The organism is Stenotrophomonas maltophilia group sp. Smal13 (genome assembly GCF_030236855.1).
GTDB lineage: Bacteria > Pseudomonadota > Gammaproteobacteria > Xanthomonadales > Xanthomonadaceae > Stenotrophomonas > Stenotrophomonas maltophilia_A.
Map to the genome: position 1 here is coordinate 1 of NZ_JASJSQ010000124.1, position 12,343 is coordinate 12,343.

Sequence of the window (12,343 nt, forward strand, 5' to 3'; positions counted from 1 at the left end):
GCGAGACAGCCACGAGGGGCTCAGCCGTTGGCCGAATCCAGTAAAATCGCCGGCATGAACGCCCCCACCCTCCCGTACGACACCGCGCGCCTGAGCGAACTGGCCCAGCTGCTGATCGACAACGTCCGCGAGCTGGCCCACGCCGGCTGGACCCCGGCCACCAGCAGCAACTTCTCCCACCGCCTGGACGACCGTCACGCCGCGATCACCGTCTCCGGCAAGGACAAGGGCCGCCTGATCGAGGACGACATCATGGTGGTGGACTTCGACGGCCTGGCCGTCGGCCGCCCGCTGCGCCCGTCCGCCGAAACCCTGCTGCACACCCAGCTGTACCGCCGCTTCCCGGAAATCGGCTGCGTGCTGCACACCCACTCGCCGGTGAAGACCGTCGCCGCGCACCTCGACGCGCCGCAGGGCCACATCCGCCTGGAAGGCTACGAGCTGCTGAAGGCCTTCGCCGGCAACAGCACCCACGAGATGGCCATCGACGTGCCGGTGTTCGCCAACACCCAGGACATGAACGTGCTTTCGAAGCAGGTCGATGACCTGCTCGACCGTCAGAACCTGTGGGGCTACCTGATCGACGGCCACGGCCTGTATGCCTGGGGCCGCGACATGGCCGAGGCACGCCGCCACCTGGAAGCGTTCGAGTTCCTGTTCCACTGCGAGCTGGAACTGCGCAAGCTGCGCGGCTGAACCCGCACGCAGGTGCAGATGCCGATCCGGAATCTGCACCGCTTGCCCACCCTGCTACCCTGTCTTCCCCCCGAGACGTTCAAGCTGCCGCCATGAGCCGACTGCGCATCTACGACGACACCCGCCCCGAATCGCCGCTTCTGGATACCCAGGACGGCGCGGTCATCGCTGCCGAGCTGCAGAAGATCGGCGTCACCTTCGAGCGCTGGCAGGCCACCGCACCGGTCGCACCGGGCGCCAGCCAGGATGAAGTGTTCGCCGCTTACCGCGCCGACATCGACCGCCTGGTTGCCGAGCGCGGCTTCAAGAGCGTGGACGTGGCCTCGATCGCCCCGGACAACCCGAACCGCGCCGAGCTGCGCAGGAAGTTCCTCGACGAACACTTCCACAAGGAAGACGAGGTGCGCTTCTTCGTCGCAGGCTCCGGCCTGTTCACCCTGCACGTGGGTGACAAGGTCTATGAGATCGAGTGCGTGAAGGACGACCTGATCGCCGTACCCGATGGCACCACCCACTGGTTCGACATGGGCGACGAGCCCAGCTTCGTGGCGATCCGCTTCTTCACCGAACCGGATGGCTGGGTCGGTCACTTCACCGGCACCGACATCGCGCAGAAGTTCCCCCGTTACGTACCCACCCAGGCGTCCTGATCCATGCAGCCCCGCGTCATCCTGACCGACATCGAAGGCACCACCAGCAGCATCTCGTTCGTCAAGAACGTGCTGTTCCCCTATGCCCGCAAGGCGCTGCCCGCGTTCGTCGCCGAGCACGGCCAGCAGCCGGAAGTCCGCCGCTGGCTGGATGCGGTGGCCACCGAGATCGGCGGCGCCTGCCAGGACAGCCTGGTGGCCGAGACGCTGCAGGGCTGGATCGACCAGGACCGCAAGCACACCGCTCTGAAGGCGCTGCAGGGGCTGATCTGGGACGAAGGCTACCGCCGCGGCGACTACACCGCGCACTTCTACCCGGAAGTGGCGCCGGTGCTGAAGGGCTGGCACGCCTCCGGCCTGCCGCTGTACGTGTACTCCTCCGGCTCGGTGCCGGCGCAGAAGCTGTTCTTCGGCTTCAGCGACGCCGGTGACCTCAGCCCGTTGGTGTCGGGCTGGTTCGACACCGAAGTCGGCGGCAAGCGCGAGGCCGACAGCTACCGCCGCATCGTGCAGGCCATTGGCGTGCCGGCCGGCGAGATCCTGTTCCTGTCGGATGTGGTGGAAGAACTGGATGCCGCCCGCGAAGCCGGCCTGCAGACCCGCCTGATTGATCGCCTGGACGACTACCCGCTGCCGCGCACCGGCCAGGCCGCCAACGGTCACCAGCGCGTCGAGAATTTCCAGCAGATCCAGCTGTAAGCAAGAAAAAGGGGACGGAGGGGATTAAGTCGTTTGGGGCCCATGTGTGCCACAAACGACTTAATCCCCTCCGTCCCCTTTTTTGCTCAACGGTCGTTGAGAGTCTTCACCTTCAGCGCTTCGCGAAGGGTAACCAGATCCACCGGACCGCGCACCGCGATATCGCGGGTTTCGCCCGGCAGCAGGTCCAGCAGGTTGTCTTCGACCTGCACATCCAGCGCGCCGAAATCGATCCACGTCGCGCGCACATACGCCGCGCTTTCCAGCCGCAGGCGATAGTGGTCGCCCTCGATGCTCAAGGCAGCCTTCAGCTTCTGTCGGGGCAATACCTGGTCCTTCGCCTCGACGAAACCAACCACCTGGCGGGCACTCACCGCCCCGTTCTGCAGCAGTTCGAACACGGCCACCGTGCGCTTTGGATCGGCACCGGCCAGCAATTCGGCGTCGCGGAAATCACCGATCGAAGTGACACCGGCGGCAGCCAGCGACACCGCTTCCTCGCGGCGGCGAAGCACCTTGCCGTCTACATCCATCACCCGCAACCGCCAGCGTGCATCCAGCGCGGCACCGTCGTTGATCAGGCGCACCCGCGTACTGCCCTCGTCGCGCAACGCCGCCACCGCCACCGGCGCGAAGAAACGCCGCGCGGCGAAGTGCAGCGCCTTCCAGCGACCGAAGTAGTCCACGCTGGACCATGAAGCACCTGGCCAGACGTCGTTGAGCTGCCAGTACAGCGAGCCCATCGTGTACGGCCGCGAGGCGCGATGATGCAGCGCCGCCAGTGCGATGCCATCGGCCTGCATCACCTGGCTGAGGTAGACGAAGTCCTCGAAGTCCTTCGGCGTGCCGTAGCCCAGTTCGATGTAGTGCAGCAGGCGGCTGTTGCCCTCGCCGGCCATGAATTTCTGGTGCGCGCGGATCACCGGGCTGTCGATGCGCTGCTCGGCGCGGGTGGCGATCTGGTCCACCGTCGCCACCGACGGCCACGCCTGCAGCCCGTACTCGGACATGAAGCGCGGGGTCTCGCGCAGGTAGGCCTGCACCGGCAACGCCGGATTGCCCCAGACCTGCCAGTAGTGCTTGTCGCCACGCGTTGAATCGTTGGCCTTCTCGTCAAGGTCGTTGCTGGGCGAGCTGGACCAGTACGGCACGCCCAGCCCTTCCTCGCCCACCACCTGGCGCAGGTCGTTGCCGAACAGGTCGACGTAGCCCTGCCAGACCTTCGCCGCAAATGCCGGGTCAGCTGCCTTCAGGTCGCGGCCGTGACCCCAGTCCTTCCAGGCGGTTTCCTCCTCGTTGTTGCCACACCACAGCACGATGCTGGGGTGATGGCGCAGCCGGCGCACGTTGTCGCGCGCCTCGGCCACCACGCTTGCCCGGAAGGCCGGATCGTAGCCCGGCTGCATGCCGCCGCCGAACATGAAGTCCTGCCAGACCAGCAGGCCCAGCTCATCAGCGATGTCAAAGAACGCATCGTCCTCGTAGTAGCCGCCGCCCCAGTTGCGCAGCATGTTCATGTTGGCGTCGCGCGCGGCGGTCAGCACCTGGCGCAGGCGTGCGGCATCGACGCGTGCGGGGAAGGCATCGAACGGAATGACGTTGGCGCCCTTGGCAAAGATCTCCACACCATTGATGACGAAGGCGAAGCCCTGCCCTCCCTTGCCGTCTTCCTCGCGGCGCAGTTCGACCGTGCGCAGGCCGATGCGCTGCTCGCGCGCCAGCGTTGCATCGCCGCCACCATCCAGGCCAGCCTTCACGGTATAGCGATCCTGCGCACCATGGCCCACCGGCCACCAGCGCCGCGGCGTGGCCAGCTCAACCGGCAGCTCAACCGTATTCTGGCCCGGCTTCAGCAACACCGTGCGTTGCACCTGGGCCACGTTGCGGCCTTCCGGATCCTGCACATCCACAGTGACCATCGCAGAACCGGCAGTGCTGCCCTGCTCCACCTGCAGCAACACCGCCAGCTTCGCCTGCTCCGCGCTCAATGCATCGGTACGCACGGCAAGATCGGTCAGGCGGTGCGCGTCCCAGGCCTGCAGGTCGACCCCGCGCCAGACCCCGGCGGTGACATAACGCGGGCCCCAGTCCCAGCCGAAGTGGTAGGCCGGCTTGCGCGCGAAGTTGCCGACCATCGCCTCCTTCGGCTCATCGCCATAGGGCGACGGGTAATTGCCAGCGATCTTGTGCGGCATTGCCTGCACGCCCGGCAGCAGCGTGCGGATCGGTGAGCGGAACACGATCTGCAGTTCGTTGCCGTTCGCGCGCAGGCGCCCGTCCACACGTGCATGCCACGTGCGGTGCGCGTTGTCCGCGCGCAGCAGCGGCTTGCCGTTGAGGCTGACCTCGGCGTAGGTATCCAGCCCGTCGAAACGCAGCTCGGCATTCGGCTTGGCCAGCGTCGCCGCATCCACGTCAAAGCGGGCGCGGTACTCCCAGGCAGCCAGGCCGATCCATTGCAGCTCGGCCTCGGGTGCACCGACGTACGGATCGCGGATCAGCCCATGCGCCAGCAGGTCGGTGTGCACGCTGCCCGGCACCTTCGCCGCACGCCATTGCTGCAGGCCTGGACGCGCGGCGCCCTGCGCGTCGCCGGGCAGCATGCGGAATTCCCACTGCGCCTGCAGCGGGGCTGCGGCCACCGGGAAGGAGATGGCTGCAGTCAGCAGCAGGAGCAGACGGACAACGAGGGAAAGGCGATGCACGTGGCGCTCCTGTTTTTCCGCCGGGCGTGACCCGGCGCTACCGATTTCGGATTGCCAGGCATGGCCTGGCACTACTGCATTCGAACGATCTTCAACGCACGACGTTCAACACTTCGTAGCACGCGCCCATGGTGTGGTAATCCACCTTGCCGGCCGGGCTTTTCTCGTCGCTGTACTTGCGGTTGTCGGCATCGAGAATGCGGAACCATGCACCGTACTGGTGGTCGACGAAGTGCTCCCACGAATACGCCCAGATGCGTTCGTACCACTGCCAGTAGCGGTCATCGCCGGTACGCTTGGCCATCAGCGCGGCGGTCGCCAGCGTTTCGGCCTGCACCCAGAAATACTTGTCGTCGTCGCAGACGAAGCTGTCGCCACCGATCGGGGCGCCGTCCATACCGGGCTGTCGGCGCGATTCCGGTGCGAAGCCGTAGTACAGGCCACCACGGGTGTCGTCCCAACTGCGTGCGACGGCGACGTCGAACAGATGCTGCGCGGTCGGCACCAGCCAGTCGGCCTGCACGTGGCGATCGAGGATCAGCAGCAGTTTGGCCCACTCGGTCTGATGCCCCGGCTGGAAGCCCCACGGGCGGAACAGGTGCTTGGGATCGTCCAGGTTGTAGTCCCAGTCGATTTCCCAGTTCACATCGTAATGTTCCCAGACCAGGCCACCGGCCTTGGCGGCCTGGCGGCGGGTCATGTTGTCGGCCAGCTGCAGCGCGCGCTCGACATAGCGCTGCTCGCCACTGGCCTCGAACGCGGCCAGCATCGCCTCGCACATGTGCATGTTGGCGTTCTGGCCGCGGTAGCCAGTGAAGCTCCACTGGCCGTCAGCCTCGTCCTTGTACAGGCCATGCTGCGGCTCCCAGAAGCGTGCTTCCAGCAGCTGCCAGGTCTCGTCCATCCAGTCGCGCGCCTGCTCGATGCCCGCCTTCAGCGCGCAACTGTAGGCCAGCAGCACGAAGGCCACGCCGTAGCAGTGGTTCATATCGTCCTCGACCTTGCCGTCGCGCAGGGTCCAGGCATAACCGCCGGTGGCCGGGTTGCGGTGCACCTCGCGCAGATAGCGCACGCCATGCTCGACAGCCTCCCGGTATTCGGCGTTGCCGAATTCGCGGTAGGCCATCGCATAGTTGAAGACGAAGCGGGTGCTGCTCACCAGGTGGCGGTGGCTGGCATCGTAGATGCTGCCGTCATCGCGGAAGTAATGGAAGAAGCCGCCGTCCGGATCGATGCAGCGCGGGTGGTAGAACGCCATCGTGTCGGCGATGTGCGCGCGCAGGAACGCGGGCGAACGGAAATCGGGCGAGGTGCTCATGCGGTAATGTCCTGGGCCTGCAGCAGCTGCTGCACTTCATCGAGCGAGGGCATCGCGGCGAACGCGCCCTTGCGGGTAACAGCCAGCGCACCCACGGCGGCGCCGAAGCGCAGCGTGGCGGTGATCGCCTCCGGGTCCTGGCAGAACGCGGCAAAGCCTGCGCCCGCCCCACCACGCTCCAGCAGGCCGACCAGCACGCCACCGACGAAGGCATCGCCGGCGGCCGTGGTATCGACGGTGGCCACGCGGAAGCTGGTGACCGTGCCGTGGTTGTCGCGCGTGTACCAGTGCAGCGTGGCCGCACCATCGGTAACGATTACCCAGCGCGCCTGCGCGGCCAGAAGGCGCTTGAGCACCACTGACTCGCCATCGGCACCCAGCGGTGCCGCCAGGTAATCCAGCTCCTCGCGCGACAGCTTGACCAGGTCGGCGCGCTCCAGCGCCTGCCACAGGCGCGGCGTCGGATCTTCGTTGGCTGGCCACAGAGCCGGGCGCAGGTTGAGGTCCAGGCTGACCACCGCACCGGCGGCACGGGCGCGCTCCATGCCGGCGAAGGTCGCCTCGGCGATGGCCGGCTCGGTCAGGCTGTTGGAACAGACGTGGAAGCACTGCGCGCTGTCGAGGCACTCCGCCTGGAAGTCACTGTCACGGAACAGCAGGTCAGCCGCCGGCGGGCGGTAGAAACTGAAGCTGCGCTCGCCACTGGCATCCAGCGCGACGAAGGCCAACGCAGTCTTGGCGGCGTCGGTGCGCACGATGTAATCCGTGCCCACGCCGTGCTCGACCAGACTGTCGGCCAGGAAGTCACCGAACATGTCGCGGCCAAGCATGCCGACGAACTGGGTCTTCGCCCCCAGCCGCGCAGCCGCCACCGCGACGTTGGCCGGCGCACCGCCGGCGTACTGCAGGAACGCGCGCGGGGTATCGGCCGAGGCCGGCGGCTGCGCTAGTAGATCGATCAAAATTTCGCCGAAGCAGACAATGGCACCCATTCCGGACTCAGCCTCCCTGCGTTGCGGAAGCCGGCGTACGCGCGCCGACCAGTCCGTAGAAAATGATGTAGCCGTAGCACAGCAGCGGCAGGATGAAGCTGGCCTGCACGCCGATGTGGTCGGCCAGCACGCCCTGCAGGTACGGCACCACGGCGCCGCCGACGATGGCCATGATCAGCAGGCTGGAACCCTTGTTGGTCAGCGGGCCCAGGCGCTCGATGCTCAGCGCGAAGATGGTCGGGAACATGATCGAGTTGAACAGGCCGATCGCCACCACCGAGTACAACGCGACGTTGCCGGAGGTCAGCATGGTCGTGGCCAGCAGGCCCACGTTGACGAGCGCGAAGATCGCCAGCAGACGGCTGGGCGAGAAGCGCGCCAGCAGCGCCGAGCCCGCAAAGCGGCCGATCATCGCCATCGTCCAGTAGGCCGACACGTAGTGCGTGGCTTCCTGTTCGCTGAAGCCGCCGATGCTCGGCATCGACAGATAGTTGACCAGGAAGCTGCCGATCGACACTTCGGCGCCGACGTAGAAGAAGATGCCCAGCACACCCAGCAACAGGTGGCGCTTGCGCAGCGCATCCAGATAGCTGTGGTGGTGGCCCTGGTCGGCCTGCTCGGTGGCGTCGCTCAGCGCCGGCAGGCGGAACAGGAACACGAACAGCGCCAGCAGCACCAGCGCCACTGCCAGGCCCACGTACGGGCCCTGCACGGCCTGCGCCTCGGCGGCGCGGTAGGCCAGCTGTTCGGCGGCCGGCAGCGCGTTCAGTTCATCGGCGCTCTTGACCGTGTTGGACAGGATCAGCATGCCGCCGAAAATCGGCGCAATGGCCGTGCCCAGCGAGTTCAGCGCCTGCGCCAGGGTCAGGCGGCTGGAGCTGGTCTGCTCTGGGCCCAGCAGCGCGACGTAGGGATTGGCAGCGACCTGCAGCACGGTAATGCCAGTGGCCAGCACGAACAGCGCGCCGAGGAAGGCGCCGTACACGCGCAGCTCGGCCGCCGGCCAGAAGCCCAGCGCGCCGATACCAGCGATCACCAGACCGGCAACGATGCCCTTCTTGTAACCCAGCGCCGCCACCAGCCGACCCGCTGGCAGCGACATCAGGAAATAGGTGCCGAAGAAGGTGAACTGCACCAGCATCGCCTTGGCATAGTTCAGCTCGAACACCGCCTTCAGGTGCGGGATCAGGATGTCATTGAGGCAGGTCAGGAAGCCCCACATGAAGAAGATCGTGGTGACGACAGCCAGCGCCTTGCCGTTGGTGACGGCAGGTGCGTTGCCCGAGGAACCCGATGGACGGGGCGTTGCGGAGATCGGCATGCGGTACGCGCCTCGATGCGCGGAAGGTCGTTGTTGCGTGGAAGGGGTGTAGGAAGGAAATCAGTTCGGTCGTGCGGCACTGCTTTCGCGGATGCGCAGCTGCACCGGCGCGACCGTGCGCCGTGGCGGCGCGTCCGGCTCGTCCAGTCGTTGCAGCAGCAGCGCGGCAGCTTGCCGGCCACGCTCGCGTGGGTCAGCGGTGAGCGTGGTCAACGGCGGCACCGCCACCGATGCCTCGGAAATATCATCGAATCCGGTAACGGCAAAGTCACCGCCCGGACGGATGCCACGCGAGTTCAAGCCCAGCATCAGACCCAGCGCGACGGTGTCGTTGTAGCAGACCGCTGCACTCGGGCGATGTCCGTCGGCAAACAGCTCATCGGTGCGCGCCGCAGCTTCCAGGCGGTTCGGCGCCGACTCGATCATCCAGCCCGGCGGCAGCGACAGACCGGCCTCGGCCAGCGCCTGCTGGAAACCGGCACGGCGCTGGTGGCACGAGCTCGATGCAGCGTGGCCGCCAAAGAAGGCAATCTGGCGATGGCCGCGTTCGATCAGGTGGCGCGTGGCCAGATAGGCGCCGTGCTGGTTGTCCAGGGTCAGGAAATCCCAGTCGGCCCCGTCCAGCTCGCGGTTGAACAGCAGCACGTTGGCATTGGCACCTAGTGCCTGCCGCAGCAGCGCGGTATCGCTGCCCTCGGCCGGCGACAGGATCAGGCCGGCCGGCGTGTGCTCCATCAACGTGGACAGCACCGCCTGCTGCCGCTCCGGCGATTCACCGGTACTGCCGAGCAGGGTCACGTAACCGCGTCCGCCCAGCGCCTCATCCACGCCGGACGCGAATTCGGCGAAGAACGGGTTGGACAGATCGTTGATCACCAGCGCGATGCTCGACGAGGTCCGCCGGCGCAGGTTGGCCGCCGCGCGGTTGTAGACATAGCGCTGGCGACGCAACTCGGCCTCCACCTTGGCCCGGGTATCGACGTTGACCAGCGGGCTGCCGCGCAGCACCAGCGACACGGTTGCCCGTGACACGCCGATGGCACGCGCGATGTCGGTCACCGTCACCGCCTTGCCGGCGCGCTTGCTGGGACTGCTGCCGTTGTCGTTCATCGTCTTCCCGGACTCCGCTGGAGGCTCAAGCCTAATGGATCAGGGCCCTGTCGTGCCGTGCCGTTCGCTGGGTCACCGCGAACGGCACAGTCCGTCTCAGCGCAGCTGGCTGCCCGGTGCAGCGCACCAGGATACCGGCAGGTCCTTCACCGCCGTGCCCCAGCCCTGCTCCGGCGCCTTCGCATCGAGTGCGAACTGCAGGCGCGGGCCCTGCTGCAGCTGGTTCCAGTCCAGCCACACCGGTGCATGCACCTGGCCATCGACCTGCACGCCCTGCACGTACTGCAGGCGACGGCCATCGGCGCCCGGCGCATCGATGCGCAGCGTGCGACCGTTGCCCATGTCCACTTCCACCTTGCTGAAGCGCGGGGTGTGCAGCAGGAACTGGCCGCTGCCCGGCACCGCCGGGTACACGCCGATGGCACTGAACAGGTACCAGGCCGACATCGTGCCGAGGTCATCGTTGCCGGTCACGCCGTTCGGCGCATTGGTGAACAACTGCTGCGCGGCGCGCACCACGGCGGCAGTCTTCCACGGCTGGCCGATCAGCGTGTACAGCCACGGCGAGTGCAGGTCCGGCTCGTTGTTCGGGTTGTAGCGGAACTGGTTGTAGTAGCTGTACGGCCCGACCACCCACTCCTTGCGGGCGGCATTGAGTGGATCGGCCTGCAGCGCGTCCATCGCGAAGAACGCATCGAGGCGGCGGCCGGCCTGTTCGCGGCCATCCATGGCTTCGACCAGGCCCGGCACGTCCTGCTGCGCCAGCCACTGGTACTGCCACGCCGTGCCTTCATGGAAACCGTGGTGCGAGCGCGGGCTGTAGTGACCATCGGCCGGCGTGTACCACTGGCCGTCTTCGGTACGCGGGCGCGGGAAACCGGTGAAGCCGGTCTCGGCGTCACGCACCTGCGGGTCCCACACCTTGCGCCAGTTGCGGCCGCGCTCACGCAGCGTCGCCGCGTCCTGCGCGTGGCCGAGGCCATCGGCCATCTGCGAAAGCGCACAGTCGGCCAGCGCGTATTCCAAGGTGGCCGAACCACCATGGTGCGGATCGACGTCCATGCCCTTGGACGGGAACGCACGGTCGTAGACCACATAGCCCTTGTCCAGATAGGTCGGATTGCCGGAACGGCCGGCCATGCGCGAGTTCAGCGGCGGCGTGCCGAACGCGTTGCGGCGCAGCGCGTCCCACGCCTGTGACTCACGGCCCTTGAGCGCACCGAAGCGCCACAGGTCGACCATGAACGGCGTGACCGGATCGCCGGTCATGATGTTGGTCTCGAAGTTGGCATAGCCCCAGCGCGGCAGCCAGCCCCCCTGCTCGTCGATCGCCAGCAGGGTGCGGCCGATGTCACGCGCCACGTCCGGGCGGGTCAGCGCCAGCCACTGGTTCTGCGCGCGGTAGGTATCCCACAACGAGAAGTACTCGTAGTAGGTCCAGCCATCGGCGCGGTGGATACCATCGTCATAGCCGCGATAGCGGCCGTCGGCATCGTTGCCGGTCATCGGCTGCAGCAGCGCGTGGTAGGCCGCGCTGTAGAACACGGTGCGGTCATCGGCCGTACCGCCCTGCACACGCACCCGACCCAGCTGCTCGCGCCACGACTGCTGGGACAGTGCGCGCATGCGGTCGAAACCGAGCAGCGCCCCACCCTGCATGCCATCCGCGCGCAGATTGATGCGCGCGCCTTCGGCATCCACATGCGAGATCGCGCTGACCGCCGTCACCGACTGGCCCTTGGCCAGGTCGAAGCTGAGCCAGGCACCGTTCGGCTTCTGCTCGCCTTCCATGCTGTGGCGCGCACCCGGCAGGCCACCGCCCTCACCCCAGGTGCCATGCGCCTTGAAAGGGCGGTCGAACTCGATGCGGAACCAGGTGGTGTACTGATGGCCGCCGCAGAAACTCTTGGTCACCAGCTTGCCTTCGACCACACGATCACCGACCACATCGACCACGCTGCCGATCACCGAGTGGCGCTCGTTGGCCTGGCCGACATTGACCAGCACGTGACCATCGCCACTGCGCTGGCTGAAGGTGTAGCGCTCGGCGGCGGCACGCGTACGCGCGGTGGTCTCGGCATCGATGCCGCCGTAGCTGGTCAGCCGCACCTTGTAGTAGCCGGCCTGGCCGACCTCGCCGTCGTGGGTGTAGGACGCGGCATAGGCCTTGTGATCGAACTCCTTCGCGTTGCCGGTATCGAAATCGCCACCCGGACCGATCGACCCGGTGACCGGCAGCACCGACACCTGCCCACCCTGCTCCCAGCAGCCGGCGCCGGAGATGAAGGAGTGGCCGAAACCGCGGATCTTCTCGTCGTCGTAGCGCCAGCCCGAATAGTGGCTGCCGATCGGGCTGACCTGGATCAGGCCGAACGGTGCCGACGCACCCGGGAACGTGTTGCCGTCGTCCTTGCTGCCGATGAAGGTATTGACCTCGCGCTCCAGCGCGGCCGGCGCGGCCTGCAGCAGCATCGGCGACGCCGAAAGTGCGAGCAGGCAGGCCAGGCGCGCCAGCGGGCGCAAAGACAATGGGACGGCGGGAGCGGACGGCACTGGACGCATGTCGGGTTCCTGTAGTCGATGAGGCGGAGGCAGACGGCCGGGGCCGTCCGGCATCGTTCCGCTGAGCCCCTGCCTCGACTGGCAGAGAGCTCCCCCTGGAATGACGCCAGACCCACCAGACCGTGGATTTAGATCGATTCAAGTAGAGCATGCAGGTTCAGCCGAATGCATTCTGCGGCGCAGCATGAGAGGGGGGTGTTCGGCAGGGCTGCGCCCTGCACCCGCTCCGAGCTGGAGCAACAGCAACAGCAACAGCAACAGCAGAAGCTGGTTTCCTGTGGGGAGGCGGG

At 66.9% G+C, this 12,343-nt stretch carries 9 protein-coding genes; 3 read left to right on the plus strand and 6 right to left on the minus strand.

Annotated elements, in window-relative coordinates:
• Positions 1 to 54: 54 nt before the first annotated feature.
• The 3 genes from QRO95_RS23615 (at position 55) to mtnC (ending at position 2,045) form a co-directional block, all read left to right on the plus strand.
• Complete coding sequence (locus QRO95_RS23615; protein ID WP_285303604.1) at positions 55 to 696, plus strand: methylthioribulose 1-phosphate dehydratase; 642 nt, start codon at positions 55 to 57, stop codon at positions 694 to 696.
• A gap of 92 nt (positions 697 to 788) precedes the next feature.
• Complete coding sequence (locus tag QRO95_RS23620) at positions 789 to 1,346, plus strand: acireductone dioxygenase (RefSeq protein WP_014037028.1); 558 nt, start codon at positions 789 to 791, stop codon at positions 1,344 to 1,346.
• A gap of 3 nt (positions 1,347 to 1,349) precedes the next feature.
• Positions 1,350 to 2,045 carry an acireductone synthase gene (gene mtnC, locus QRO95_RS23625; protein WP_285303605.1) on the plus strand — a complete coding sequence of 232 codons (696 nt, stop codon included), beginning with the start codon at positions 1,350 to 1,352 and terminating at the stop codon, positions 2,043 to 2,045.
• A gap of 86 nt (positions 2,046 to 2,131) precedes the next feature.
• On the opposite strand, the gene QRO95_RS23630 is transcribed toward mtnC, so the two are convergent.
• From QRO95_RS23630 to QRO95_RS23655, 6 genes are all read right to left on the minus strand, one after another.
• A complete protein-coding gene (locus QRO95_RS23630) occupies positions 2,132 to 4,750 on the minus strand; it encodes a glycosyl hydrolase 2 galactose-binding domain-containing protein (protein ID WP_285303606.1) in 2,619 nt (872 codons plus the stop codon).
• A 91-nt stretch (positions 4,751 to 4,841) separates the two neighbouring features.
• Entirely contained in the window at positions 4,842 to 6,068 is a 1,227-nt protein-coding gene (locus QRO95_RS23635; RefSeq protein WP_100468325.1) for an AGE family epimerase/isomerase, read from the minus strand.
• Positions 6,065 to 7,060: a carbohydrate kinase gene (locus tag QRO95_RS23640; RefSeq protein ID WP_032130344.1), complete on the minus strand. Its 996-nt coding sequence runs from the start codon at positions 7,058 to 7,060 to the stop codon at positions 6,065 to 6,067. Before QRO95_RS23640 ends, QRO95_RS23635 begins: the two co-directional genes overlap by 4 nt.
• Positions 7,061 to 7,067: 7 nt before the next feature.
• Positions 7,068 to 8,381, minus strand: coding sequence for an L-fucose:H+ symporter permease (gene fucP, locus QRO95_RS23645; protein WP_012510899.1), 1,314 nt, complete (start codon positions 8,379 to 8,381; stop codon positions 7,068 to 7,070).
• 60 nt (positions 8,382 to 8,441) lie between these two features.
• Positions 8,442 to 9,491 carry a LacI family DNA-binding transcriptional regulator gene (locus tag QRO95_RS23650; protein WP_049424705.1) on the minus strand — a complete coding sequence of 350 codons (1,050 nt, stop codon included), beginning with the start codon at positions 9,489 to 9,491 and terminating at the stop codon, positions 8,442 to 8,444.
• A 96-nt stretch (positions 9,492 to 9,587) separates the two neighbouring features.
• Complete coding sequence (locus QRO95_RS23655; RefSeq protein ID WP_343237342.1) at positions 9,588 to 12,053, minus strand: GH92 family glycosyl hydrolase; 2,466 nt, start codon at positions 12,051 to 12,053, stop codon at positions 9,588 to 9,590.
• Positions 12,054 to 12,343: the final 290 nt, after the last annotated feature.